Below are 25281 nucleotides of genomic sequence, written 5' to 3' on the forward strand. Positions count from 1 at the left end.
GCCGCCAAGTATCTTTTACACAAGGCCTTTTATCAACAACTGCGCCAGCTCCACGGCGTTCAGGGCCGAGCCTTTGCGTACGTTATCTGACGTCAGCCAAAGATTTAGTTCCGCCGGGTCGTCGATACCGGCGCGAACTCGCCCTACGTACACCACGTCCTGGCCGACGGCATCGCCTACGGCCGTGGGGTAATCGCCCTCCTCGACCCGCTCTATTCCCGGTGCAGCGTCGAGCGCACGGTTCACCGCGTCCAGGTCGACCGGCGCGGCCAATTGCAGCGACACAGCCAGGCTATCGCCGAAAAATACCGGGGCTTGAACGCAGGTGGCGGAAATCTTTAGTAAAGGTGTTTCCAGCACCGCACGCAGTTCGTGTACGAGACGTTTCTCTAGGGCGGTATGACCTTGGGCATCCGGCGTGCCGACTTGCGCCAGCAGGTTGAACGCCACTTGCCGATCAAAGAACGCCGGTTCCAAGGGACGCACGTTCAACAGTTCAGCGGTCTGGCGCGCCAACTCGCTGACGGCCTCGCGGCCCTGGGCAGAGATGGCCAGGTTAGCGGTGACGCTCACGCGCTGGATGTCCACCACACCGCGCAAGGGCGCCAGCAGCACCGCGAGGTACGTGGCACAGGGGCTCGGGCTGCCGAGTTGAAAAGGCTTTTTCAACGCGTTCAGCACATGGGCGTTGGCCTGCGGTACCACTTGCGGCGCCTGCTCGGCGGGCAGTGCGCCGGACAAGTCAATCACCGCGCAACCAGCGGCGGTGGCACGCGAGGCGAAGCTCAAGGTCACCGCCGGGCCTGCAGCGAAGAACGCCAACTGCACCTTGCTGAAATCAAACGTGTCGACCTCTTTGACCCGCACGTTCTTGCCCCGAAACGGCACCGAAGCCCCCGCCGAGTTGCTGCCCGCCAGCAAGTACAAGGTGCCCACAGGGAACTCCAGTTCTTCGAGAATCTGCACCAGGGTTTCACCAACGGTGCCGGTGGCGCCGATCACGGCGATTTCAAAGGTCTGGGTCATGGGATTGCCTCGGGCATTACGGGGGAGCGGCACTTTACCGGGTGGTAGAGGGTGAGGCAATTACAGCCCCCCTGATCGTTCCCACGCTCTGCGTGGGAATGCCTCCTTTGACGCTCCGCGTCACGCCTCTAAAGCAGACGCAGAGCGTCCAGAGCTGCATTCCCACGCAGAGCGTGGGAATGATCACAAAGGCAACAAAAAACCCGCGCCTGTCACCAGAACGCGGGTTTCTGTTATTGCTTCAAGCGATCAACGCTCCAGCAAAATCCGCAACATGCGACGCAACGGCTCAGCCGCGCCCCACAGCAGTTGGTCGCCGACGGTGAACGCGCCGAGGAACTGGCTGCCCATGTTCAGCTTGCGCAGACGGCCCACCGGTACATTCAGGGTGCCGGTGACCTTGGTCGGGCTCAGCTCCTGCATGCTGATATCGCGGTTGTTCGGCACCAGCTTGACCCAGGGGTTGTGCTGGCTGATCAGGCCTTCGATATCGGCGATCGGCACGTCTTTGTTCAGCTTGATGGTCAGCGCCTGGCTGTGGCAACGCATGGCGCCAATGCGCACGCAGATGCCATCCACCGGGATCGGGTTCTTGAAGCGACCCAGGATCTTGTTGGTTTCGGCCTGGGCCTTCCACTCTTCACGGCTCTGGCCGTTAGGCAGTTCCTTGTCGATCCACGGGATCAAGCTACCGGCCAATGGCACGCCAAAGTTCTCGGTCGGGTAAGCGTCGCTGCGCATGGCCTCGGCCACACGGCGGTCGATATCGAGAATCGCACTCGCCGGGTCAGCCAGTTGATCGGCGACAGCGGCGTGGGTCGCGCCCATCTGCTTGATCAGTTCGCGCATGTTCTGCGCGCCGGCGCCGGAGGCCGCCTGATAGGTCATGGCGCTCATCCACTCCACCAGGCCCGCTTCGAACAGGCCACCCAGGCCCATCAGCATCAGGCTCACGGTGCAGTTGCCGCCCACGTAGTTCTTGGTGCCGGCGTCCAGTTGCTGATCGATGACCTTGCGGTTGACCGGATCGAGGATGATCACCGCGTCATCCTGCATGCGCAGGCTCGAAGCGGCGTCGATCCAGTAACCCTGCCAGCCGGCTTCGCGCAGCTTGGGGAAGACTTCGCTGGTGTAGTCGCCACCCTGGCAGGTCAGGATCACGTCGAGGCTCTTCAACTCTTCAATGCTGTAGGCATCCTTGAGCGGGGCAATATCCTTGCCCACGGACGGCCCTTGGCCACCTACGTTCGAAGTGGTGAAAAACACCGGCTCAATAAGATCGAAATCCTGCTCTTCCAGCATCCGCTGCATGAGCACGGAACCGACCATACCGCGCCAACCGATCAGACCTACACGTTTCATCGCAACTACACCTTGTTAAAAAGTGGGCCGCCTTGCAGCAACAACTGCAAGCGGGCCCGAGAGATTACAGATTCCGCAGCGCGGCGACTACTGCGTCGCCCATTTCTTGCGTCCCGACCTTGGTGCAACCCTGGGACCAGATATCGCCCGTGCGCAAGCCCTGATCCAGCACCAGGCTGACAGCCTTCTCGATGGCGTCCGCCGCATCGCCCAGGTTGAAGCTGTAGCGCAGCATCATCGACACCGACAAAATCGTCGCCAGCGGGTTGGCAATGCCCTGCCCCGCGATGTCTGGCGCCGAACCGTGGCACGGCTCGTACATACCTTTATTGTTGGTGTCCAGGGACACCGACGGCAGCATGCCGATGGAACCGGTGAGCATCGACGCCTGGTCGGACAGGATGTCGCCGAACAGGTTGTCGGTGACGATCACGTCGAACTGCTTGGGTGCGCGCACCAACTGCATGGCGGCGTTGTCGACGTACATGTGGCTCAGTTCGACGTCCGGGTAATCCTTGGCGACTTCTTCGACGATTTCACGCCACAGCTGGCTGGAAGCCAACACGTTGGCTTTATCCACCGAGCAGACCTTTTTACCGCGCACCCGCGCCATGTCGAAACCGACACGGGCGATACGGCGGATTTCGCTCTCGCTGTACGGCAGCGTGTCGTAGGCCTGGCGTTCGCCATTTTCCAACTCGCGCACGCCCCGTGGCGAGCCGAAGTAGATACCGCCGGTCAGCTCGCGCACGATGAGGATATCCAGGCCCGCCACCACTTCCGGCTTGAGGCTCGACGCGTCGGCCAGTTGCGGGTAGAGGATGGCCGGGCGCAGGTTGCCGAACAGGCCCAGTTGCGCACGGATTTTCAGCAGGCCGCGCTCAGGGCGGATGTCACGCTCGATCTTGTCCCATTTCGGCCCACCCACGGCGCCGAGCAGCACGGCATCGGCAGCCCGGGCGCGGTCGAGGGTCTCGTCGGCCAGCGGCACGCCGTGCTTGTCGATGGCGGCGCCGCCGATCACATCGTGGCTCAGCTCGAAGCCCAGGTTGTACTTGCTGTTGGCAAGCTCAAGGACCTTGACTGCTTCGGCCATGATTTCCGGACCAATACCGTCGCCAGGGAGAATCAGAATCTGCTTGCTCATGCGTTCCTCATTTCATCAAGCGACCCGCCCGTGGGCAGGTCGGGAAAAATCAATCAGCGTTCGGCGAAGACCACCAGCACATCGGTGCTGAAGGTGCCGTCGGCTTGAATGTCGTAATAATCGCGCACTTCCTGGCCCATCGCCTGTTGCAGCTTAAGGATTGCCGCACGCAATACCTCTGGCGTGCGCATGCGCTCGACCCACGAGGTGTATTCCAGGCGCAAGCGCTGGCGACTGCTGTTGCGCACGTGCAGGCCAGCCTCACTCAACTGGCGCATCCACTCGGCGCCGGAGTAATCACGCACGTGGCTGGTGTCGCGCAGCACTTCGACGGTTTGCAGGTAAGTGTCCAACAGGGGGCTGCCCGGTGACAAGACATCCACAAATGCCGCCACGCCGCCCGGCTTGAGCACCCGGCGCACTTCACGCAGGGCCAGGCCGAGGTCGCTCCAGTGATGGGCCGAATAACGGCTGAATACGAAGTCGAACTCACCCTCGGCAAAGGGCAAGCGCTCAGCGGCGCCGTGCACGGTGCGGATGTTGTCCAGGTTGCGGTCTTTGGCGGCGGCGGCCACCACGTCGAGCATAGGCTGGGACAAGTCGTAGGCCACCACTTCTTTGACCAGAGGCGCCACATGGAAGCTGACATGACCGGCACCGCAGCCCAGGTCCAGCAAGCGTGCAGCGCCCTGCCCGGCCAGCTCGGCCTGTAGCACAGCGAATTCGGTGCCCTGGGCGTGTACGGCGCTGCTCAGGTAGGCCGAGGCTTGCTCGCCGAATTGTTTTTGCACGACTTGGGTGTGGGCGGTGGTGGTCATGGTGGCTTTCCTTGGGGTTTGTGGTGGTTGCACTGGCGCTATCGCAGGCAAGCCAGCTCCCACCGTTGGAATGCACTCCAATGTGGGAGTCGGGCTTGCCCGCGATGGGGCCCGCACGGTTACCGCAAATCAGGCATCGCGAAACAACCAGGGCTGGCTCGCCCGGTGCCTGGTTTCAAACGCAGCAATCGCATCGCCGTCCTGCAAGGTCAGGCCGATGTCGTCCAGGCCGTTGATCAGGCAGTGCTTACGGAAGGCATCCACTTCAAAGTGGTACACCTTGCCGTCCGGGCGGGTCACGGTTTGCGCGGCCAGGTCCACCGTCAATTGGTAGCCGATATTGGCCTCCACTTGCTGGAACAACTCGTCCACTTCTGCGTCGCTCAAGATGATCGGCAACAGGCCGTTCTTGAAGCTGTTGTTGAAGAAGATATCGGCGTAGCTCGGCGCGATGATGCTGCGAAAGCCGTACTCTTCCAGGGCCCACGGCGCGTGTTCACGGCTGGAGCCGCAACCGAAGTTTTCCCGGGCCAGCAACACGCTGGCACCTTGGTAACGCTCGGCGTTGAGCACAAAGTCCTTGTTCAGGGGGCGCTTGGAGTTGTCCTGGTAGGCGTAGCCCACGTCCAGGTAGCGCCACTCATCGAACAGGTTGGGGCCGAAACCGGTGCGCTTGATCGACTTCAAAAATTGCTTTGGGATGATCTGGTCGGTGTCCACATTGGCACGGTCCAACGGCGCTACAAGGCCTGTGTGTTGGGTAAAAGCTCTCATCGGGTTTTCCTCAGATCAATTCGCGAACGTCGATGAAACGACCGTTGACGGCAGCAGCGGCGGCCATGGCCGGGCTCACCAGGTGGGTACGCCCACCCGCGCCCTGACGCCCTTCGAAGTTACGGTTGGAGGTCGATGCGCAATGCTCGCCCGACTCCAGGCGGTCCGGGTTCATCGCCAGGCACATCGAGCAGCCCGGCTCCCGCCATTCAAAACCGGCTTCGAGGAAGATCTTGTCCAGCCCTTCGGCTTCCGCCTGGGCTTTAACCAGCCCGGAACCTGGCACCACAATGGCTTGCTTGATAGTCGAGGCCACCTTGCGGCCCTTGGCGATCACCGCCGCGGCGCGCAGGTCTTCGATCCGCGAGTTGGTGCAGGAGCCGATAAATACACGGTCCAACTGGATATCAGTGATCGCCTGATTGGCGGTCAACCCCATGTATTTCAAGGCGCGCTCGATGGAGCCGCGCTTGACCAGGTCGGCCTCTTTGGCCGGGTCCGGCACGTTCTGGTCAACGGCCAAGACCATTTCCGGCGAAGTGCCCCAGCTGACTTGCGGCTTGATCTGCGCAGCGTCGAGTTCGACCACGGTGTCGAACAACGCATCGGCGTCGGAGACCAGGTCTTTCCAGGCTTCGATGGCGGCGTCCCAATCGGCGCCTTGCGGCGCGAAGGGGCGACCTTTGACGTATTCGACGGTTTTTTCGTCCGCCGCCACCATACCCACGCGGGCACCGGCTTCGATGGACATGTTGCAGATGGTCATGCGGCCTTCAATGGACAGCTCGCGGATAGCACTGCCGGCGAACTCGATGGCATGGCCGTTACCGCCCGCGGTGCCGATCTTGCCGATCACAGCCAGTACGATGTCCTTGGCGGTCACGCCAAACGGCAATTGGCCTTCGACGCGTACCAGCATGTTCTTCATTTTCTTGGCCACCAGGCACTGGGTGGCAAACACGTGCTCCACCTCGGAAGTACCGATGCCGTGGGCCAGGGCGCCGAACGCACCATGGGTGGAGGTATGGGAGTCACCGCAGACCACGGTCATGCCCGGCAAGGTTGCGCCCTGCTCCGGGCCGATGACGTGGACGATGCCTTGGCGCACGTCGTTCATCTTGAATTCGGTGATGCCGTATTCGTCGCAATAGTCGTCAAGGGTCTGCACCTGCAACCGCGAGACCTGGTCGGCAATGGCGTCGATGCCGCCTTTGCGCTCAGGAGTGGTCGGCACGTTGTGGTCCGGCGTGGCGATGATGGAGTCGACGCGCCAAGGCTTGCGCCCGGCCAGTCGCAGGCCTTCGAACGCTTGGGGCGAGGTCACTTCATGGATGATGTGACGGTCGATATAGATCAGCGACGATCCATCATCGCGACGTTTCACTTCATGGGAATCCCAAAGCTTGTCGTAAAGCGTTTTGCCGGCCATCAGTCGGTCCTCATCAGCGGTGCTTCTATACGCCGGGCTTTTCAATAACCCTTTGGCTTGTGAGGCTGATGGTATGGCGCTACATTAAATAACTCAAATTCATATTTTTTATGCTTTGGATTACCAACTGGAATAGCACCATGGACCTGGCCAACCTCAACGCCTTTATAGCCATCGCCGAGACCGGCAGCTTCTCCGGCGCCGGCGAACGCCTGCACCTGACCCAGCCGGCCATCAGCAAGCGCATCGCCGGTCTGGAACAACAATTGAAGGTACGGCTGTTCGACCGCCTGGGCCGCGAAGTCGGCCTGACCGAGGCCGGGCGGGCCTTGCTGCCCCGCGCCTATCAAATCCTCAACGTGCTGGACGACACCCGCCGGGCCCTGACCAACCTCACCGGCGAAGTCAGCGGCCGCCTCACCCTGGCCACCAGCCACCATATCGGCCTGCACCGCCTGCCACCGATTCTGCGCACCTTCACCCGGCAATACCCGAATGTGGCACTGGATATTCAGTTTCTGGATTCAGAAGTGGCCTACGAAGAAATCCTCCACGGCCGTGCGGAAGTCGCAGTGATCACCCTGGCGCCAGAGCCCCACAACCTGGTACGCGCCACCCGGGTGTGGGACGACCCGCTGGATTTTGTGGTGGCGCCGGAACACAGCCTGATCAGCAACGGTTCCGTCAGCCTGGCGGATATAGCCGGGCATCCGGCGGTGTTTCCCGGAGGCAATACCTTTACCCACCATATTGTCAGCCGCCTGTTCGAGGCGCAGGGCCTGATGCCCAATATCGCGATGAGTACTAACTACCTGGAAACCATCAAGATGATGGTCTCCATCGGTCTGGCCTGGAGTGTGTTACCACGCACCATGCTCGACGATCAGGTGGCAAGTATCGCTTTGCCGGGCATACAGCTCAGTCGCCAGCTAGGCTATATCGTGCACACCGAAAGGACGCTGTCGAACGCTGCGCGGGCTTTCATGAGCCTGTTGGATGCACAGGTCGATCTGCCAGGGTTATCGGCATGACACCGTGCGGGCCAAGGGTTTGGGTCAAACCGCGCGGTTTTCTCAATGAGCCAAGGCCCTTTGATAATGCGCAACCCCCTTGACCCGATTCCACCCCTGCCCCGCATCTACGCCCTGGACCCTCAAGCGGCGGAACAAAGCTGGGACAGTGCCCCGCAGCTGCTGGCGGCCCTCAATGCCGCGCGGCTGGGTGCCTGGTGCTGGGAAATCGACACAGGAAGAATCAGTTGGTCACGGGGCACCCAGGCGCTATTCGGCTTTGACCCGCGCCAGCCTCTGCCCAAGGACCTGGACTACCTCGACCTGCTGGCCCCGCAAGACAGCGCGCGGGTGGTGCGCGGCTTTCATGCGGTGCTCGCCGGAGAGCCTTTCGACCGCGCCATGCACCACCGTATCCAATGGCCCGATGGCAGCCTGCACTGGCTGGAAATCAGCGGCAACCTGGCCCCCGACAAAGCCGGACGGCGACGCATGATCGGGGTGATCCGCGAGATCACCCACCAACGCGACCGTGAACACGCCCTCAGCCATTCGGAAAAGCGCTTCGCCACACTCTTCCACCTGTGCCCGAACATGGTGCTGCTGACGCGCCAGGCCGACGGCTTGATCAGCGAAGCCAACCAGTATTTCGAGATGCTGTTCGGCTGGCCAGTGGCCGATGCCATCGGCCGCACCACCCTGGAACTGGGCCTGTGGCGCCATCCGGAACAGCGGGCGCTGCTGGTCAAGGCCACCCAGCGCAAAGGCGAACCCATCACCATGGAAGTGCAGTTCTGCGCCAGCAACGGCCAGATCCATGACGGCACCCTCAGCGCACAAAAGGTCGAACTGGACGGCGAGGCGTACCTGATCAGCACGTTCCTGGACACCACCGAACGTAAAAACGCCGAGCAAGCACTCAAGGACAGCCAGGAGCGCCTGGACCTGGCTCTGGATTCCGCGCAACTGGGCACCTGGGATTGGCACATCCCCAGCGGCATGCTCTACGGCTCGGCGCGTGCCGCCCAGTTGCACGGGCTGGAACCCGCGCCGTTCCATGAATCCTTCGATGCGTTTTTTGAGGGCATGTCCGATGAAGACCGCGAGGGTATGCGCCATGCGTACCGCAGTTTGCGCGAAGGCCCGGACGGCAACTATCAGTTGACCTACCGCGTGCAAATGGAAGACGGCAGCCCGCGTTACCTGGAGAGCCGCGCACGCCTGTATCGCGATGAGTCAGGCAAGCCCCTGCGCATGGCCGGCACCTTGCTGGATATCACCGACCAGGTCGAGCGCGAGCAACGGCTGACCGCCTCGGAGGAAAAGTTCGCCAGCCTGTTCCAGGCCAGCCCCGACCCGATCTGCGTCACCTGCCTGGACAGCGGCGCGTTCATCGAGATCAACCCGGCGTTTACCCAGACGTTTGGCTTTACAGCCGCCGAAGTACTCGACAAAAGCGCCGAACAAATCGGCCTGTGGGACGACTCCAGCAAGCGCCTGCAACGCATCGAGCAGGTGATTCGCGAGCAGGCCCTGAGCAATGTGGCCATCGTGGTGCATCACAAGGACGGCCAAAGCCTGACTTGCATGATTTCCAGCCGTTTAATCAAGGTCAGCGACCAGCCGTGCATCGTCACCACGCTGCGCGATATTACCCAACAGCAACGCTCGGAAGCCGCACTCAAGGCCAGCGAAGAGAAGTTCGCCAAGGCGTTCCACTCCAGCCCCGATGCGATTTCCATCACCGAGCGCGACACCGGCCGCTATGTGGAGGTCAACGATGGCTTTTGCCGCCTGACCGGTTACCGCACCGAAGAGGCCATCGGCCTGACCCTGTACCAGATCGGCATCTGGGCCGACGAAAACCAACGCGCCGCACTGTTGGCCGAGTTGCAGATCAAGGGGCGCATTCACCACCTGGAAATGCTCTGGCGCAACAAGCGTGGCGAGGTACTGGCGGTGGAGGTCTCGGTGGAGCCGATCACCTTGAATGAAACCCCCTGCCTGCTGCTGACCGCACGGGATGTGAGCCTATTGAAGAACGCCCAGGCACAAATCCGGCACCTGGCCTATCACGACCCGCTGACCAACCTGCCGAACCGCGCACTGCTGATGGACCGCCTGAGCCAGCAGATCGCCCTGCTCAAGCGCCACAACCTGCGCGGCGCCCTGCTGTTTCTGGACTTGGACCACTTCAAGCACATCAACGACTCCCTCGGCCACCCCGTTGGCGATACCGTGTTGAAAATCGTCACCGCGCGCCTGGAAGCCAGCGTGCGCATGGAGGACACCGTGGCGCGCTTGGGCGGCGATGAGTTTGTGGTATTGCTCAGCGGCCTGGAGGGCACCCGCCAGACGGTCAGCAGCCAAGTGCAAGCGCTGGCCGATACCCTGCGCGAATTGCTCTCGGAGCCGATGTTTCTCGACGGTCATCGGCTGCAGGTCACACCCAGCATCGGCGTGGCACTGATCCCCGACCACGGCACCACACCCGCCGATTTGCTCAAGCGCGCCGACATCGCCCTGTACCGCGCCAAGGACTCCGGGCGCAACACCACGCAGATGTTCCACAACAGCATGCAAAGAACCGCTAGCGAACGCCTGCGCATGGAGACTGACTTGCGCCTGGCCTTGTCACGCGGCGAATTCAGCGTGCATTACCAGCCCCAGGTGGATGCGCGCGGCAACCGGATAGTCGGCGCCGAGGCCCTGGTGCGCTGGCAGCACCCACAATTGGGCGCGCAGTCACCGGCGGAATTTATCAAGGTATTGGAAGACAGCGGCCTGATCCTGGAGGTCGGCACCTGGATTCTCGATGAAGCCTGCGGCGCCTTTGCCCAGTTGATTGCCGACGGCTTGGTGGACCCGCTCAATTTCAGCCTGTGCGTGAACATCAGTCCCCGGCAGTTTCGCCAGAACGACTTTGTGGAACGGGTGGAGCACAGCCTCAAGCAACACGGCCTGCCGTTCAGCCTGCTGAAACTGGAAATCACCGAAGGCATCGTGATCCAGAACCTGGACGATACCGTGGTGAAGATGCGTCGCCTGAAAAAACTCGGCGTGAGCTTTGCAATGGATGATTTCGGCACCGGCTACTCATCCTTGACCTACCTCAAGCGCTTGCCGGTGGATGCGCTGAAGATCGATCAGTCGTTCGTGCGCGATGCGACCCACGACCCCAATGATGCAGAAATCATCCGCGCCATTGTGGCCATGGCCCGCAGCCTGAACCTGGAAGTCATCGCCGAGGGGGTGGAAACCCTGGAGCAACTGGCGTTCCTGCAAAAGCTCGGCTGCCATTTATTCCAGGGCTATTTGCACAGCCGACCGTTGCCGATCGAGGGGTTCAGGCGGCTGCTGGATGCGGCATACCCAGCAGGCGGCTGACTTGGTTCAAGTCCGTCTCCCGGCGTAGGGCCGTGAACAACTCCACCGCTTGCGGGTAGTTGCGCGTGAGCATCGCCAGCCATTGTTTCAAGCGGCCGGGCGCCTGCTTCTCCGTCAGTTGCGCCACCGACTGACGCCAGAACTCCTGAAGCATCGGCTGCATCTGCGCCCAGGTCATCTCGACCACCTCTTCGCCGGCCTTGGCCGCCACAATCTGCCGCGCCAGATCGGGCCGCGCCACCAGGCCACGGCCCAGCATGATGTCTTCGGCGCCGCTGATTTCGCGGCAGCGTTTCCAGTCTTCGACGCTCCAGATATCGCCATTGGCAAACACCGGCACCTTGACCACGTCCTGCACCCGCGGGATCCACTCCCAATGAGCCGGCGGCTTGTAGCCATCGGCCTTGGTGCGTGCATGCACCACGATATGCGCAGCGCCGCCCTCGGCCAGGGCCGTGGCGCACACCAGCGCGCCATCCGGGCTGTCGAAGCCCAGGCGCATCTTGGCGGTCACGGGAATATGGGCGGGTACGGCGCGGCGCACGTGCTCGACGATCTGGTTGAGCAGCTCCGGCTCCTTGAGCAGCACCGCGCCACCTCGGGATTTATTCACGGTCTTGGCCGGACACCCGAAGTTCAGGTCGATCACTTCAGAGCCCAATTCACAGGCCAGGGCGGCATTTTCCGCCAGGCACACTGGGTCGGAACCGAGCAACTGCACCCGCAACGGCACACCCGCCGCCGTGTGGGCACCGTGCAGCAGTTCAGGCGCGAGCTTGTGGAAATAGGCAGGCGTGAGCAGGCGGTCGTTGACCCGGATGAACTCGGTCACGCACCAGTCGATACCGCCCACGTGGGTCAACACGTCCCGCAGGATGTTGTCGACCAACCCCTCCATGGGCGCCAAAGCAATTTGCATGGAAAACACTCAACAAAAATCGTGGCGCAGTTTACTGGGTTTCCCGCGGCAACCGTTAACCCCCTGTCAGGGCGGGGCCGTAACCTTCAATAAACTCGGCGGGCATGCGCTTGGGCTTGCCGCTGGACAACTCAATACATACGAAGGTTGTTTGCGCGCGGAGCAGGGTCGCGCCGTCACGGGGGCGTACCAGTTGGAAACGGCGGGTCATCTTCAGGCGCTGGTCCCAGTCGACGATCCAGGTGGCCAGTTGTAACTCATCGCCCTCATAGCCTGCCGCCAGGTAGTCGATCTCATGGCGTACCACGGCCATGGCGCGGTCGAGGCGGCGGTATTCGGTGAGGTCCAGCCCCAGGCGCTGGGAATGGCGCCAGGCACAACGCTCCAGCCATGAGACGTACACCGCATTATTGGCGTGCCCCAGGCCGTCGATGTCCTCAGCCGCAACCTGCAGATCGATGATGAACGGCGTTGCCAAATCCCAGCCCATGCCTTGCTCCAGTCGATTGATGTCGGCGGGGCAGTGTATCAGGCGATCTGGCGCTCCTGTAGACGGCAGCCGGCCAATAGGGCGAGCACAGCATCGATGACCTGCGGGTCGGCGAGCACTTTCTGGTGGCCGCCCTGCTCCAAGCGCAGCAGGCGGCTGTCGAACCAGGCTTCGTGAATGGCTTGAGCCGCCCTGACCGGAACAAAGGTGTCGTCTTCGGCGTGGACGATCAGGCCGGGAATGTTCAGTTGGTAGTGGGCCACGTCCAAATGCTTGAGCGCCATGCCCATGCTCAACTCCACCTCTTGGATAAAGGCTGAGCGCGCCCGTGGCGGCAAGCCGACCATGCGGGTGAACCCGCGTAGCACATCCAGAAAGCGCGACGGTGCGGCAATGCTGACCAATGCCTGCGTACGCAACCCCAACTGCACCGCCAACATCGCACTGGCGCCGCCCATGGAATGGCCGACCACCGCATACAGCGGCGGCAGCTCGGCCGCCGCCTCAAGCATGGCGCGGGCAAACAGCAGTACATGGGCTTCACGCCCTGGCGAACGGCCGTGAGCGGGACCGTCCAGGGCAATTACCGAATAGCCGTTGTCGACCAACGCCGTGATCAAGCTAGCGAACTGGGTGGGCCGGCCTTCCCAGCCATGCATCAGCAGCACCGCCGGGCCATGCCCCCATCGCAACGCCGACAGGCCGAAACGCAGGGTGATGCGCTCCGACTGGGCCAACAGCGGCAACTCCCAGTCACGCGGCGGCAGATCGCGCGGGGTCATGAAGGTGCGACGCATCTTGCTGGCGACCGCATGCGGCGCAAGGCGCCCCACCGTGCCATTGAAACCACGAACCCAGGTCAATGCGCCCATCTCGCGTCCCCTTTTTCAGCGTACCGCCGACTTGGCCGCACGTATCACCCGATCCGATAACTCGCCCGGCCCCAGCGCCCGCGCCAGGGTCAGCCCCCCGACCATCAAGGCCATGTCCGCCAGGGCTTTGTCGATCTCTTCAGGGCTGCCGGCCAGTTGCGCAGCCATCAACTCGACGTGCTCGTTCAAGACCTCGCGAAAAGCATCCGGCAAGCGCCCCATCTCCCCCACCGTCGCGGGCAACGGGCAGGCCTGGGTCGTGGAGTCGCGGTGCTTGCGTGACAGATAAAACGCGGCGACCAACGTGCGACGCTCTTCGCCGGTCAACTGGTCATCCAAGTCATCGATGGAGGCGCGGCGCTGCGCCAACAACTGGTTGAACGCTTCCAGCATCAGTGCGTCTTTGCTTTCAAAATGCGCGTAGAAGCCTCCTACCGTCAGCCCAGCCGCCCCCATCACTTCGCCCACACTGGGCTCAGCCGGGCCACGCTGGATCAACGCCGCGCTGGCAGCCTGCAAAATACGTTCGCGGGTTTGCGCTTTTTTATCGCTCATCGAAGCCTCCGTCTCTCATGGGGTTTAATATTATTACCATAATAATATTTGGCAAGCGACAAGCACGACCGCCGGTCAGAACAGAAAAATGGGTAATAAAGGAGGGAATTGGCCAAACGCCAGACAAACAAAAGGGCCATTCAATAATTGAATGACCCTTAAAAATCCCGCAGAGCGGGTAATCGTGGCGTCCCCTAGGGGACTCGAACCCCTGTTACCGCCGTGAAAGGGCGGTGTCCTAGGCCACTAGACGAAGGGGACACAAACCTTCTATACAACTGATCAGCGCTGAGAACTGATCGACTCAAGGACGGTGTGGCCGGAACCTTGAACCTGTAAAATTGGTGGAGCTAAACGGGATCGAACCGTTGACCTCTTGCATGCCATGCAAGCGCTCTCCCAGCTGAGCTATAGCCCCGGATTTTTCGTCTCGCGACGCAGCAGACCTTTCGAGCTGCTTGTTGAAACTGGCGTCCCCTAGGGGACTCGAACCCCTGTTACCGCCGTGAAAGGGCGGTGTCCTAGGCCACTAGACGAAGGGGACAAAACCTTCTGTACATCTGATCAGAGCTGAGACCTGATCAATTCAAGGACGGTGTGGCCGGAACCTTGAACCTGTAAATTGGTGGAGCTAAACGGGATCGAACCGTTGACCTCTTGCATGCCATGCAAGCGCTCTCCCAGCTGAGCTATAGCCCCTCATCGGTGAGGACGGGGCGAATCTTAATGGCGGTTTGGAAACGTGTCAAATTTATTTTCAACAATTTCCAAAATTTTTTGCCGGGATAACAATCACTTACCGACGAAACCCCGAAAAACCGGGGTTTCGTGCCTTAAGCGGCCTGCTTAAGCGATAGCGCCCAGCAGCTTTTCCCATTCCTTGTTTTCTTTCTTCGATACACCCCCAAGCAAATCAAGGGCTTGGCGTAGACGGAAACGGGTCAGGTCCGGACCGAGGATTTCCATCGCATCGAGCACCGACACCGAACTGGCCTGCCCGGTGATTGCGGCAAACATCAGCGGCATGGCATCGCGCAGTTTCAGCTCCAGGGATTCCACCACCGCCTGGATGGTCGCGGTGATCGCATCCTTCTCCCACTGACGCAGGCTTTCAAGCTTCCACAGAATCAACTGCATCAGCTGGCGCACCTGATCACCGGAAAGCTTCTTGGACTCGAACAGCTTGGGATCGGGATTCACGCCACCAGCAAAGAAGAAACTGGCCAAGGGTGCGACCTGGCTGAACGTCTCTACCCTGCCCTGCACCAACGGCGCAATTTTCATCATGTACTCGGGGTTCAATGCCCACTGCTGCACACGGGAGGCAAACTCCTCCACGGGCAAGTCACGCAGCCACTGACCATTGAGCCACGACAGCTTCTCGATATCGAAGATCGGCCCACCGAGGGAGACGCGGGACAGGTCGAAGTTGTCGACCATTTCCTGCAACGAGAATTTCTCGCGCTCGTCCGGCATAGACCAGCCCATGCGACCCAGGTAGTTGAGCATCGCCTCGGGCATAAAGCCCATGCGCTCGTAGAACGTCACCGACGTGGGGTTCTTGCGCTTGGACAGCTTGCTCTTGTCCGGGTTACGCAGCAGCGGCATGTAGCACAGTTGCGGTTGCTCCCAGCCGAAGTATTCGTACAGCAGAATGAGTTTCGGTGCCGATGGCAGCCACTCTTCGCCACGCAGCACATGGGTGATGCCCATCAGGTGGTCATCGACCACGTTGGCCAGGAAGTACGTCGGCAAGCCGTCGGTCTTCATCAGCACCTGCATGTCCATGCGGTCCCACGGGATCTCGACGTCACCGCGCAGCATGTCCGGCACCACGCACACGCCTTCGCTTGGCACTTTCATACGAATGACGTGAGGCTCACCGGCGGCCAGGCGCGCAGCCACTTCTTCCTTGGACAACAGCAACGCACGACCATCGTAACGCGGGGTCTCGCCACGGGCCTGCTGCTCGGCGCGCATCTGGTCCAGTTCTTCGGCGGTGCAGAAGCACGGGAAGGCATGGCCCATATCGACCAGTTGCTGGGTGTACTGCTTGTAGATGTCGCTGCGCTCGCTCTGACGATACGGGCCGTGAGGGCCGCCGACATCCGGGCCTTCAGCCCAGGTAATGCCCAACCAGCGCAGGGCATCGAAAATCTGCTGTTCCGACTCACGGGTGGAGCGCAGTTGATCGGTATCTTCGATCCGCAGGATGAATTCACCACCATGCTGCTTGGCAAAGCAGTAGTTGAACAGGGCGATGTAAGCAGTACCGACGTGGGGATCCCCAGTAGGCGATGGCGCAATGCGCGTGCGGACGGTGGTCATGGCAGGTCTCGAATGGGCGATAAAACTGAAAATTGAAACAAGGGGCGAATGGTAACAGCCTGGGTGATTTCTGGAAAACCAAGGCGCGGCCATCGCAGGCAAGCCAGCTCCCACATTGACCGTGTTCACAGATCAATGTGGGAGCCGGGCTTGGCCGCGATGAGGCCAGCCCAATCTACGCAAATCAAACAGCCAACAGACGCTCACGCAACTTGCCAATCTCATCACGCGTCTGCGCCGCCGCTTCAAACTCCAGATCCCGCGCCAACTGGTACATCTTCTCTTCCAGCTGTCGAATCCGCTTGGTGATCTCACTCGGTGAGCGCAGTTCGTTCTCGTACTTGGCGCTCTCCTCGGCGGCCTTGGCCATGCCCTTGCGCTTCTTGCTGCGCGAGCCCGGCACGGTGGCGCCTTCCATGATGTCGGCAACGTCCTTGAACACGCCCTTGGGGGTGATGCCGTGTTCCAGGTTGAACGCGATCTGCTTGTCGCGACGACGCTGGGTCTCGCCAATCGCCCGCTCCATGGAACCGGTGATGCGGTCCGCATACAGGATCGCCCGCCCATTGAGGTTACGCGCCGCTCGGCCGATGGTCTGGATCAGCGAGCGTTCGGAGCGCAGGAAGCCCTCCTTGTCCGCATCCAGGATCGCCACCAGCGACACTTCCGGCATGTCCAGGCCTTCACGCAGCAGGTTGATCCCCACCAGCACATCGAAGGTGCCCAGGCGCAGGTCGCGGATGATTTCCACGCGTTCCACGGTGTCGATGTCCGAGTGCAGGTAACGCACGCGCACGCCGTGGTCGGCTAGGTAATCAGTCAAGTCTTCGGACATGCGCTTGGTCAGGGTGGTGACCAGCACCCGCTCTTCCAGGGCCACGCGCTTGTTGATTTCCGAGAGCAAGTCGTCGACCTGGGTCAGCGCGGGGCGGATTTCGATTTCCGGGTCCACCAGGCCAGTGGGACGTACCAGTTGCTCGATGACGCGGCCCGCGTGCTCGGCTTCATAGTTGCCGGGTGTAGCGGAGACGAAGATGGTCTGCGGGCTGATGGCTTCCCACTCGTCAAAGCGCATCGGCCGGTTGTCCAGCGCCGACGGCAGGCGGAAACCGTATTCCACCAGGGTTTCCTTGCGCGAACGGTCGCCCTTATACATGGCGCCCACCTGCGGCACGCTGACGTGGGATTCGTCGATCACCAGCAAGGCGTCCGGCGGCAGGTAGTCATAGAGCGTCGGTGGCGGCGCCCCGGAGTCACGGCCCGACAGGTAACGCGAATAGTTTTCGATGCCGTTGCAGTAACCCAGTTCCAGGATCATCTCCAGGTCGAAGCGAGTGCGCTGCTCCAGGCGCTGGGCTTCCACCAGCTTATTGTTGGAGCGCAAGTATTCCAGGCGCTCGGCCAGCTCGACCTTGATGCCCTCGATGGCGCCCATCAAGGTTTCGCGTGGGGTCACGTAATGGCTTTTGGGGTAGAAGGTGAAGCGTGGCAGCTTGCGGATCACTTCACCGGTCAACGGGTCGAAGGCTGACAGGCTTTCGACCTCATCATCGAACAGCTCGATGCGAATCGCTTCCAGGTCGGATTCCGCCGGGTAGATGTCGATCACATCGCCGCGCACCCGGAAGGTGGCGCGGGCAAAATCCATGTCGTTACGGGTGTACTGCAGGCTCGCCAGGCGCCGCAGCAATTCGCGCTGGTCGAGTTTGTCACCACGGTCGACGTGCAGCACCATCTTCAGATAGGTTTCCGGGCTGCCCAAGCCGTAGATGCACGACACCGTGGTGACGATGATCGCGTCTTTGCGCTCCAGCAGTGCCTTGGTGGCCGACAGGCGCATCTGCTCGATGTGGTCGTTGATCGACGCATCCTTCTCGATAAAGGTATCGGACGACGGCACATAGGCTTCGGGCTGGTAGTAGTCGTAGTAGGAAACGAAATACTCCACCGCGTTGTTCGGGAAGAACGCCTTGAACTCGCCATAGAGCTGCGCCGCCAGGGTTTTGTTCGGCGCCAGCACCAGGGTCGGGCGGTTGGTCTGGGCGATCACGTTGGCGATGCTGAAGGTCTTGCCGGACCCGGTCACCCCAAGCAGCGTCTGGTGCGCCAGGCCGGCTTCAATGCCTTCGACCATCTGACGAATGGCTTCCGGTTGATCGCCGGCGGGTTCAAAACGGGTAACGAGCTGGAAATCCGACATAACGTACCTCGTGAAGTCACCCCAGACTCGACACCGCCAGGGACGAAATAGCTCAGCAACCCGCGAATAATCATCGCAGGTTGCAGGAAAAAACCATGATAGCTGTAGAAGTGGTGTCAAATGTGACGGGTTTCAAGGCCGTCGTCCTACACGACCTTGCTCGCCAATGTTGCAATAAGACTAACGGTCAGCAAATAAACCGAAAAACATGGCCGAAAAGCCGTTTCCGTTGTCGCTCTCAGCCGTGATGGCCTCTATACTAGCTCCCCGTTTGTGCACCGCTCTAGTGCATTCGGCTGGAGCGCGACACGTCCCTCCTACCCCCCATAGAGCTGCCGCAAAAATGAGCCTGTTCTCCGCTGTCGAAATGGCACCACGCGATCCAATCCTGGGCCTCAACGAAGCATTCAACGCCGACACACGAACCACCAAGGTGAACCTTGGCGTGGGCGTTTACTGCAACGAGGAGGGGAAGATTCCACTCTTGCGTGCCGTTGCCGAAGCGGAAGCCATTCGTGTGGCGCAACATGCCGCCCGTGGCTACTTGCCAATCGACGGCATCGTGGCGTACGACCAGGCCGTGCAAAAGCTGCTGTTTGGCGCTGAGTCGCCGCTGTTGAGCGCCGGCCGTGTGATTACCGCCCAGGCCGTGGGCGGCACAGGCGCGCTGAAAATCGGCGCCGACTTCCTCAAGCAATTGCTGCCCAACGCCGTCGTCGCCATCAGCGACCCAAGCTGGGAAAACCACCAGGCGCTGTTTGAAAAAGCCGGTTTCCCGGTGCAGGCCTACCGCTACTACGACGCCGCCACCCACGACGTGAACCGTGCCGGCCTGCTCGAAGACCTCAACGCCCTGCCGCCACAGTCCATCGTGGTGCTGCACGCCTGCTGCCATAACCCGACCGGCGTCGACCTCAGCCCGGCCGACTGGCAAAACGTGCTGGACGTGGTCAAGGCCAAGAACCTGGTGCCGTTCCTCGACATGGCCTACCAGGGCTTCGGCGACGGCATCCACGAAGACGCCGCCGCGGTGCGCTTGTTCGCGGAATCAGGCTTGACCTTCTTTGTGTCCAGCTCGTTCTCCAAGTCGTTCTCGCTGTATGGCGAACGCGTAGGCGCGCTGTCGATCGTCAGCGAGTCCAAGGAAGAAAGCGCGCGCATCCTGTCCCAGGTCAAGCGTGTGATCCGCACCAACTACTCCAACCCGCCCACCCACGGCGCAGCCATCGTTGCCGCAGTGTTGAACAACCCTGAGCTGCGCGCCCAGTGGGAAGCCGAGCTGGCCGAGATGCGCCTGCGCATTCGCGGTATGCGCGAGCAGATGGTGGCCGAACTGGCCAAGGCGGCTCCAGGCCATGACTTCAGCTTCGTCGGTCGCCAGCGCGGGATGTTCTCCTACTCCGGTTTGAGCGTTGAGCAAGTCACCCGTCTGCGCAGCGAGTTTGGTATCTACGCACTGGATACCGGCCGTATCTGCGTAGCGGCGCTGAACCAATCGAACATTGGTGCCGTGACCAAGGCGATTGTCGAGGTGCTGTAAGCAAGCCGGCAAACGTAAGACGAAGGGGGAAGCCACTGGCTTCCCCCTTTTTATTGGCGAACACACTAGACTGAACGCCGACTGCCTCTTTGCTGCGAGAACCCTAATGAGAAACGATGACCTGGACCTGCGCGCCGACCGCGACGAACTGCACGACTACGCCCCACGCGCACCGCAAGCCAAGCGCCAGAAGAGCCTGGTGTTGCAGGTTGCGCTGGGAGTATTCCTCGGTGGGTTGGCGTTATGGCTGGTACAACTGGGCGCGACGGCAATCATGGCCAAACTGGCCATGGGCACCCTGCAGTTCGGCGGCTGATGTACGACACCTGTGGGAGCTGGCTTGCCTGCGATAGAGGCGGTTCAGTTAAAGATTCATTAACTGACACACCGCTATCGCAGGCAAGCCAGCTCCCACATTTGATCTAGGATGCTGGCAGATTGCGTTCTTCCAGCAGTTTTACGAAGCTGTTCAAGCTTTGTGACACCGTGCCCCGCCGCCAGATCAGCCAGGTATTCAAGATACGGAATGTGTCGGGCAGCGGCCACACACTCACCGCCGCACACCCCGGCATACTCTCCAGCATGCTGCGTGGCATCAGCGCCAGCCCGGCCCCGGCGCTGACACAGGCCAACATGCCGTGGTACGACTCGATCTCGAAGATCCTGCCCGGCACCGCGCCATCCTGTGAGAACCAGCGTTCGAAGTGATGCCGGTAAGAGCAGTTGGAGCGAAACGTATAGATGTTCTCGCCATTCACATCCTGGCCGCGGGTGATCGGCGCGTGATGCAGTGGCGCAATCACCACCATCTCTTCCTCGAACACCGCCACACCCTCTAGCGTGGAATGCAGCACCGGCCCATCGACAAAGGCCGCCGTCAGCCGGCCCGACAGCACACCTTCGATCATGGTGCCCGAGGGGCCGGTGCTCAGGTCTAGCTCGACCTTGGTGTATTGCTGGTTATACGCCGCCAGTAACGCAGGTATACGCACGGCCGCCGTGCTCTCCAGCGAGCCCAGGGCAAAGGCGCCTTGGGGCTCCTCCCCCGCCACCGTCGCACGGGCTTCTTGCACAAGGTCGAGAATGCGCCGCGTATAGCCAAGGAAATTCCACCCGGCCGGCGACAGGCGCAAGCGGCTTTTCTCGCGGATAAACAACTCCACGCCCAGGTCCTGCTCCAGTTGTTTGATGCGCGTGGTGAGGTTCGATGGCACGCGATGAATCAACTGCGCGGCGGCGCTGATGCTGCCTTGCTCGGCAACGGCCTTGAAGATTTCCAGTTGCACAAGATCCAAATCATTCTCCAATCATGTACATGATCGTTCCCACGCTCTGCGTGGGAACGCTGCCTCGGACGCTCCGCGTCCGATCGTTGGCGCATAGGTCTTTGACGCGGAGCGTCATGGGATGCATTCCCACGCAGAGCGTGGGGACGAGCTTAGGCCAAACATTCTCGTAATGAGAATATATTGCTTAATATTATTCAGTTTCCAGAAAACATACAGCCCCGTACGCTGGCCCCATTCCACTCATTCAGCCGGACGGTGCCATGAACAATGCTATCTCCCACCAGACCCACGCCCTGTCGATCAACCCCGCCAGCGGCGAAACAGTCGGCAGCTACCCCTACGAAAGCGCAGAACAGCTGAACGCCGCCCTCGCCCGCTCGACCGATGCCTTCCGCACCTGGCGCCGCACGCCTGTGAGCCAGCGCGCCGAATACCTGCTGGCCCTGGCTGCCGCCCTGCGTGAGCAAGCTGAAGACATGGCGCAAATGATCACCCTGGAAATGGGCAAACCCATCGCCCAGGCCCGTGCCGAAATCGAAAAGTGCGCGCAACTGAGCGAATGGTACGCCGCCCACGGCCCGGCCATGCTCGCCCCGGAGCCCACCCTGGTGGACAACGGCAGCGCCCGGATCGAATACCGCCCACTGGGCCCGATCCTCGCGGTAATGCCGTGGAATTTCCCGGTATGGCAAGTACTGCGCGGCGCGGTGCCGACCCTGCTTGCCGGCAACACCTACGTACTCAAACACGCGCCAAATGTGATGGGCAGCGCCTACCTGATCCAGCAAGCGTTGCGCAAAGCCGGTTTTACTGAAGGCGTGTTTGAAGTCATCAACGTAACCCAGGACGGCGTGTCCACCGCCATCGCCGACCCGCGCATCGCCGCTGTGACCCTCACCGGCAGCGTGCGCGCTGGCATCGCCATCGGCTCACAGGCCGGGGCCGCGTTGAAGAAATGCGTGCTGGAACTGGGCGGCTCCGACCCCTTTATCGTGCTCAACGACGCTGACCTCGACGCCGCCGTACAAGCCGCTGTCATCGGCCGCTTCCAGAACAGCGGCCAAGTCTGCGCCGCCGCCAAGCGCTTGATCATCGAAGCGGGCGTGGTTGAAGCCTTCACCGCCAAATTCCTAGAAGCCAGCCGCGCCCTGGTGATGGGCGAGCCCACCTCCTACAGCACCTATATCGGCCCCATGGCGCGCTTTGATCTGCGTGACGAACTGCACGGCCAGGTCCAGGCGACCCTGGAAGAAGGCGCCACGCTGCTGCTGGGTGGCCATAAAGTCGCGGGCGCGGGCAATTACTACGAACCGACCGTCCTGGCTGACGTCACCGACCAAATGACGTCGTTCAAACAGGAACTGTTCGGCCCAGTAGCCTCGATCATCACCGCCCGCGACGCCGAGCACGCCGTGGCGCTGGCCAATGACAGCGAGTTTGGCCTGACCGCGAGTATCTTCACAGCCGATTCCGCAAAGGCGCGGGCGATTGCCGACCAGTTGGAAACCGGCGGGATATTCGTCAACGCGTTCAGCGTCTCAGACCCGCGGGTGGCGTTTGGCGGCGTGAAGAAGAGCGGGTTCGGCCGCGAGCTGTCGCACTTCGGTGTACGCGAGTTCTGCAATGCGCAGACGGTGTGGCTGGATCGTAAGTAGTTGGCGCCTCAACAATTGATATGTCGCCGCACGCACTGCACCAAACCATCCAGGGCCTGGGGTTTTACCGGCGCGAGTACGCAGACCGTGTGCTCGCGCGCTCCTTCCGTCACTGTCAGGGTGTAATGCACCTGGCCGGGGTTGCCTGGTTCAGGGCGAGTGCTTTGCGGCAGCCGAAAGAAACCCGACGCTTCAATCAGTTGCCGCAACTCCTGCTGATCAGGCTCGGGCAGCGCGTCCAACTCTACCGTGCGCGGCTTGGCCAACCCCGGAAAAAACGCCGGTCCGCCGCTTTCCTTGATTGAAATTCGCATGGTTTTTCCTCGCCGCTCAGGCGGCTTCGTCAAACGTTTATGCCCACCGCTTTCCAGCCTTCCTTGACTGCCTTTTGCTCAGCTTTGTTCACACCATAAAGCTGGCCGGCAATATCGTGCGTGATACGTGCAAAACGCAAAAAGCCGGAATTGGGCCGCAACCGCGAATCGCGCAGTGCGTCATACCAGATACGCCCGACACGCTCCCAGGCGAACCCGCCAATCCGGGTGGCCACCTGATAGAACGCGTGGTTGGGAATGCCGGAATTGATATGCACGCCACCATTGTCCTCGTAAGTGTGCACAAAATCATCCATGTGCCCAGGCTGCGGGTCTTTGCCCAGCAGCTTGTCATCAAACGCGGTGCCCGGCGCTTTCATCGAACGCAGAGCGGTGCCTTTGATCTTTTTGGTAAACAGCCCCTTGCCGATCAACCAGTCGGCGTCCTCGGCCTTTTGCTTCAGCGCGTACTGCTTGATCAGCGAACCAAACACATCCGACAGCGACTCGTTCAGCGCACCGGATTGATTAAAATACATCAGCTTGGCTTCATCCTCGGTCACGCCATGGGCCAACTCATGGCCAATGACGTCGAGTGCCACGGTGAAGCGGTTGAACAACTGCTGGTCGCCATCGCCGAACACCATCTGGGTCGAATTCCAGAACGCATTGTTGTAGTCCTGGCCGAAGTGCACCGTGGCGTCCAGCGCCATGCCCGCATCGTCGATGGAGTTGCGGTCGAAGACCTGGTCGAAAAAATCGAAGGTTGCGCCCAGGCCGTCATAGGCTTCGTCTACTGCGGCATCGCCACTGACGGGCTGCCCTTCGCCGCGAATCAGCTTGCCGGGCAGGCTGTCGGTGTTTTCGGCGCTGTAGATCGAGCGTTGCTTCTCGGCGCCCACGGCCAGTGCCATGCGGGCCGGGCCCTTGGCGGGTACCGCGACCATGCGCAACGAGCGAAACGTGCTGTCCTTGGCACGCGTGCGTAGTGCAACTTCCCGTTGGGCTTTGTCCCCGTGGCGGGCGATCTGGTCGAGCATGTACGGCGGGATCAGGCAAAAAATCGGGTTGCGCGGTTGGCGAACACACATGAGCTGGCTCCTTTTTGGCGTGTGATGAACGTCCGGGTAACGGTTTTCAGGATAGTCCTGAGTTCGCCACCTGGGCCAAATTGTCATGAGTTTGTGTTTCAGTGGTGTTTATCCGAGGCCCATAAGGAACATGCCCATGCCTGCCCGCACAGCTAACATTGACCTTTCCCATCGCCCAAGGCTCGCCGACCTGCGCCCATTGGTCGCAGCCAGCCCCAGCCTGCTGGAAGCCAGAGCCGCGACGCCGCGTGTCACAGCAGCCAAGGACCTCACAAACCGCGCGGGCTATGCCGACGACTTCCTCAGCGACTTCGTGGTGCCATGGCCCACGGTTGACCAGCCACTGGCAGGCGACGTGCAACCCAAGCGTCTGGACTACACGCATTTCTCCATCACCCTGTCGCGCTCTCGACGACTGGCGCTGTACGTGGGGGTGAATATCGACGGCGCCAAGCATGTAGACATCACCCGCAGCAACGACACCTGGGCCTACGATGGTCGCCTACCCCTGGAGGCGCAGGTAGGTGAAGAGCTCTATGCCGGCAATGGCCTGGACCGCGGCCACCTGGTACGGCGCCAGGATCCCAATTGGGGCGACGAGGCGACCACCGCCAACTTCGACACCTTTCACTTCACCAACTGCTCGCCACAGATGAGCGGCTTCAACCAGAAGACGTGGCTGGAACTCGAAGACTACATCCTCGACAACACCCAGCGCTGGAAAGCCCGGGCCACGGTATTTACCGGACCAGTGTTCGCCGATGACGACCGACTTTACCGTGGCGTGAAAATCCCCAAGGCGTTCTGGAAAGTGGTGGCCTACCTCAGCGACGAGGGCAAGCCGTCCGCCAGCGCCTACATGATCGACCAAAGCCGCGAGCTGGGCCAACTCGACCTGGTATTCGGCCCGCTGCGAACCTACCAGCGCAGTGTGATTGCGATCGAACAATTGACCGGCATCCGCTTCGCCAACCTGGCCGACTACGACGGCTTCAGCAACGAAGAGCGCGCCACAGGCACCCGGATCGAAGCGCTGATCCGCGGCCCCCAGGATATTCGGCTCTGACGCTTCTTT

General features: G+C 61.2%; 21 protein-coding genes and 4 tRNA genes. 6 read left to right on the forward strand and 19 right to left on the reverse strand.

The window, feature by feature from the left end:
- Positions 1-15: 15 nt before the first annotated feature.
- The 6 genes from MHH62_RS14515 to leuC all read right to left on the reverse strand — a co-directional run bounded on the left by MHH62_RS14515 (position 16) and on the right by leuC (position 6556).
- Positions 16-1026, reverse strand: a complete 1011-nt coding sequence (locus MHH62_RS14515) for an aspartate-semialdehyde dehydrogenase (protein WP_339231192.1) — start codon at positions 1024-1026, stop codon at positions 16-18.
- A 249-nt stretch (positions 1027-1275) separates the two neighbouring features.
- A complete protein-coding gene (gene asd / locus MHH62_RS14520) occupies positions 1276-2388 on the reverse strand; it encodes an aspartate-semialdehyde dehydrogenase (protein ID WP_003192554.1) in 1113 nt (370 codons plus the stop codon).
- A 64-nt stretch (positions 2389-2452) separates the two neighbouring features.
- A complete protein-coding gene (leuB, locus tag MHH62_RS14525; protein ID WP_339231194.1) occupies positions 2453-3535 on the reverse strand; it encodes a 3-isopropylmalate dehydrogenase in 1083 nt (360 codons plus the stop codon).
- A gap of 53 nt (positions 3536-3588) precedes the next feature.
- Complete coding sequence (locus MHH62_RS14530) at positions 3589-4353, reverse strand: class I SAM-dependent methyltransferase (RefSeq protein WP_130174886.1); 765 nt, start codon at positions 4351-4353, stop codon at positions 3589-3591.
- A gap of 129 nt (positions 4354-4482) precedes the next feature.
- Positions 4483-5127: a 3-isopropylmalate dehydratase small subunit gene (leuD, locus tag MHH62_RS14535; RefSeq protein ID WP_057977611.1), complete on the reverse strand. Its 645-nt coding sequence runs from the start codon at positions 5125-5127 to the stop codon at positions 4483-4485.
- Positions 5128-5137: 10 nt separating this feature from the next.
- Complete coding sequence (gene leuC / locus MHH62_RS14540; RefSeq protein ID WP_339231197.1) at positions 5138-6556, reverse strand: 3-isopropylmalate dehydratase large subunit; 1419 nt, start codon at positions 6554-6556, stop codon at positions 5138-5140.
- A gap of 140 nt (positions 6557-6696) precedes the next feature.
- Between leuC and MHH62_RS14545 the strand changes: the two genes are divergently transcribed.
- Positions 6697-7587 (forward strand): LysR family transcriptional regulator, encoded by an 891-nt coding sequence (locus MHH62_RS14545; RefSeq protein ID WP_014719162.1) that lies wholly within the window; start codon positions 6697-6699, stop codon positions 7585-7587.
- A gap of 66 nt (positions 7588-7653) precedes the next feature.
- Positions 7654-10953: an EAL domain-containing protein gene (locus tag MHH62_RS14550; RefSeq protein WP_339231199.1), complete on the forward strand. Its 3300-nt coding sequence runs from the start codon at positions 7654-7656 to the stop codon at positions 10951-10953.
- Here the strand turns inward: MHH62_RS14550 and MHH62_RS14555 are convergent.
- The 10 genes from MHH62_RS14555 to uvrB form a co-directional block, all read right to left on the reverse strand.
- On the reverse strand, positions 10913-11872 hold the full coding sequence (locus MHH62_RS14555; protein ID WP_003192567.1) for a tRNA-dihydrouridine synthase: 960 nt from the start codon (positions 11870-11872) through the stop codon (positions 10913-10915). The genes MHH62_RS14550 and MHH62_RS14555 overlap by 41 nt on opposite strands.
- 55 nt (positions 11873-11927) lie before the next feature.
- Positions 11928-12362: a thioesterase family protein gene (locus MHH62_RS14560; protein WP_020300953.1), complete on the reverse strand. Its 435-nt coding sequence runs from the start codon at positions 12360-12362 to the stop codon at positions 11928-11930.
- 38 nt (positions 12363-12400) lie between these two features.
- Positions 12401-13234: an alpha/beta fold hydrolase gene (locus MHH62_RS14565; protein ID WP_019820855.1), complete on the reverse strand. Its 834-nt coding sequence runs from the start codon at positions 13232-13234 to the stop codon at positions 12401-12403.
- Positions 13235-13249: 15 nt separating this feature from the next.
- Positions 13250-13789: a TetR/AcrR family transcriptional regulator gene (locus MHH62_RS14570; RefSeq protein WP_014719166.1), complete on the reverse strand. Its 540-nt coding sequence runs from the start codon at positions 13787-13789 to the stop codon at positions 13250-13252.
- Positions 13790-13974: 185 nt separating this feature from the next.
- Positions 13975-14050, reverse strand: a tRNA-Glu gene (locus MHH62_RS14575).
- A gap of 81 nt (positions 14051-14131) precedes the next feature.
- Positions 14132-14207: transfer RNA gene (locus tag MHH62_RS14580), tRNA-Ala, on the reverse strand.
- Positions 14208-14257: 50 nt separating this feature from the next.
- A tRNA-Glu gene (locus MHH62_RS14585) sits at positions 14258-14333 on the reverse strand.
- A gap of 79 nt (positions 14334-14412) precedes the next feature.
- A tRNA-Ala gene (locus MHH62_RS14590) sits at positions 14413-14488 on the reverse strand.
- A gap of 147 nt (positions 14489-14635) precedes the next feature.
- Entirely contained in the window at positions 14636-16117 is a 1482-nt protein-coding gene (gene gltX, locus MHH62_RS14595) for a glutamate--tRNA ligase (protein WP_019820852.1), read from the reverse strand.
- A gap of 184 nt (positions 16118-16301) precedes the next feature.
- Positions 16302-18317, reverse strand: a complete 2016-nt coding sequence (gene uvrB / locus MHH62_RS14600) for an excinuclease ABC subunit UvrB (protein ID WP_003192575.1) — start codon at positions 18315-18317, stop codon at positions 16302-16304.
- A gap of 343 nt (positions 18318-18660) precedes the next feature.
- Between uvrB and MHH62_RS14605 the strand changes: the two genes are divergently transcribed.
- Together MHH62_RS14605 and MHH62_RS14610 are read left to right on the forward strand one after the other, a co-directional pair.
- Positions 18661-19857 (forward strand): amino acid aminotransferase, encoded by a 1197-nt coding sequence (locus tag MHH62_RS14605; protein WP_032903807.1) that lies wholly within the window; start codon positions 18661-18663, stop codon positions 19855-19857.
- A gap of 106 nt (positions 19858-19963) precedes the next feature.
- Positions 19964-20173, forward strand: a complete 210-nt coding sequence (locus MHH62_RS14610) for a hypothetical protein (protein ID WP_005789784.1) — start codon at positions 19964-19966, stop codon at positions 20171-20173.
- 106 nt (positions 20174-20279) lie between these two features.
- On the opposite strand, the gene MHH62_RS14615 is transcribed toward MHH62_RS14610, so the two are convergent.
- On the reverse strand, positions 20280-21152 hold the full coding sequence (locus MHH62_RS14615; protein WP_019820847.1) for a LysR family transcriptional regulator: 873 nt from the start codon (positions 21150-21152) through the stop codon (positions 20280-20282).
- A 254-nt stretch (positions 21153-21406) separates the two neighbouring features.
- On the opposite strand from MHH62_RS14615, the gene MHH62_RS14620 reads away from it, so the two are divergent.
- Complete coding sequence (locus MHH62_RS14620) at positions 21407-22801, forward strand: aldehyde dehydrogenase family protein (protein ID WP_014719170.1); 1395 nt, start codon at positions 21407-21409, stop codon at positions 22799-22801.
- Positions 22802-22809: 8 nt separating this feature from the next.
- On the opposite strand, the gene MHH62_RS14625 is transcribed toward MHH62_RS14620, so the two are convergent.
- Together MHH62_RS14625 and MHH62_RS14630 are read right to left on the reverse strand one after the other, a co-directional pair.
- A complete protein-coding gene (locus tag MHH62_RS14625; RefSeq protein ID WP_073454100.1) occupies positions 22810-23115 on the reverse strand; it encodes a protealysin inhibitor emfourin in 306 nt (101 codons plus the stop codon).
- Positions 23116-23144: 29 nt separating this feature from the next.
- Positions 23145-24206, reverse strand: coding sequence for a M4 family metallopeptidase (locus tag MHH62_RS14630; protein ID WP_339231203.1), 1062 nt, complete (start codon positions 24204-24206; stop codon positions 23145-23147).
- Between the two features lie 136 nt (positions 24207-24342).
- On the opposite strand from MHH62_RS14630, the gene MHH62_RS14635 reads away from it, so the two are divergent.
- Positions 24343-25272 carry a DNA/RNA non-specific endonuclease gene (locus tag MHH62_RS14635; protein WP_339231204.1) on the forward strand — a complete coding sequence of 310 codons (930 nt, stop codon included), beginning with the start codon at positions 24343-24345 and terminating at the stop codon, positions 25270-25272.
- The last annotated feature ends 9 nt before the right edge of the window (positions 25273-25281 follow it).

Origin of the sequence: Pseudomonas sp. FSL L8-0168 (assembly GCF_037976155.1) — a bacterium.
In the GTDB taxonomy this organism is placed as follows: domain Bacteria; phylum Pseudomonadota; class Gammaproteobacteria; order Pseudomonadales; family Pseudomonadaceae; genus Aquipseudomonas; species Aquipseudomonas paracarnis.

What these genes read in the sequence shown, in the direction of transcription:
- MHH62_RS14515 (WP_339231192.1), bottom strand. Translation starts at nt 1,026, where the DNA reads ATGACCCAGACCTTTGAAATCGCCGTGATCGGCGCCACCGGCACCGTT.
- asd (WP_003192554.1), bottom strand. Translation starts at nt 2,388, where the DNA reads ATGAAACGTGTAGGTCTGATCGGTTGGCGCGGTATGGTCGGTTCCGTG.
- leuB (WP_339231194.1), bottom strand. Translation starts at nt 3,535, where the DNA reads ATGAGCAAGCAGATTCTGATTCTCCCTGGCGACGGTATTGGTCCGGAA.
- MHH62_RS14530 (WP_130174886.1), bottom strand. Translation starts at nt 4,353, where the DNA reads ATGACCACCACCGCCCACACCCAAGTCGTGCAAAAACAATTCGGCGAG.
- leuD (WP_057977611.1), bottom strand. Translation starts at nt 5,127, where the DNA reads ATGAGAGCTTTTACCCAACACACAGGCCTTGTAGCGCCGTTGGACCGT.
- leuC (WP_339231197.1), bottom strand. Translation starts at nt 6,556, where the DNA reads ATGGCCGGCAAAACGCTTTACGACAAGCTTTGGGATTCCCATGAAGTG.
- MHH62_RS14545 (WP_014719162.1), top strand. Translation starts at nt 6,697, where the DNA reads ATGGACCTGGCCAACCTCAACGCCTTTATAGCCATCGCCGAGACCGGC.
- MHH62_RS14550 (WP_339231199.1), top strand. Translation starts at nt 7,654, where the DNA reads ATGCGCAACCCCCTTGACCCGATTCCACCCCTGCCCCGCATCTACGCC.
- MHH62_RS14555 (WP_003192567.1), bottom strand. Translation starts at nt 11,872, where the DNA reads ATGCAAATTGCTTTGGCGCCCATGGAGGGGTTGGTCGACAACATCCTG.
- MHH62_RS14560 (WP_020300953.1), bottom strand. Translation starts at nt 12,362, where the DNA reads ATGGGCTGGGATTTGGCAACGCCGTTCATCATCGATCTGCAGGTTGCG.
- MHH62_RS14565 (WP_019820855.1), bottom strand. Translation starts at nt 13,234, where the DNA reads ATGGGCGCATTGACCTGGGTTCGTGGTTTCAATGGCACGGTGGGGCGC.
- MHH62_RS14570 (WP_014719166.1), bottom strand. Translation starts at nt 13,789, where the DNA reads ATGAGCGATAAAAAAGCGCAAACCCGCGAACGTATTTTGCAGGCTGCC.
- gltX (WP_019820852.1), bottom strand. Translation starts at nt 16,117, where the DNA reads ATGACCACCGTCCGCACGCGCATTGCGCCATCGCCTACTGGGGATCCC.
- uvrB (WP_003192575.1), bottom strand. Translation starts at nt 18,317, where the DNA reads ATGTCGGATTTCCAGCTCGTTACCCGTTTTGAACCCGCCGGCGATCAA.
- MHH62_RS14605 (WP_032903807.1), top strand. Translation starts at nt 18,661, where the DNA reads ATGAGCCTGTTCTCCGCTGTCGAAATGGCACCACGCGATCCAATCCTG.
- MHH62_RS14610 (WP_005789784.1), top strand. Translation starts at nt 19,964, where the DNA reads ATGAGAAACGATGACCTGGACCTGCGCGCCGACCGCGACGAACTGCAC.
- MHH62_RS14620 (WP_014719170.1), top strand. Translation starts at nt 21,407, where the DNA reads ATGAACAATGCTATCTCCCACCAGACCCACGCCCTGTCGATCAACCCC.
- MHH62_RS14625 (WP_073454100.1), bottom strand. Translation starts at nt 23,115, where the DNA reads ATGCGAATTTCAATCAAGGAAAGCGGCGGACCGGCGTTTTTTCCGGGG.
- MHH62_RS14630 (WP_339231203.1), bottom strand. Translation starts at nt 24,206, where the DNA reads ATGTGTGTTCGCCAACCGCGCAACCCGATTTTTTGCCTGATCCCGCCG.
- MHH62_RS14635 (WP_339231204.1), top strand. Translation starts at nt 24,343, where the DNA reads ATGCCTGCCCGCACAGCTAACATTGACCTTTCCCATCGCCCAAGGCTC.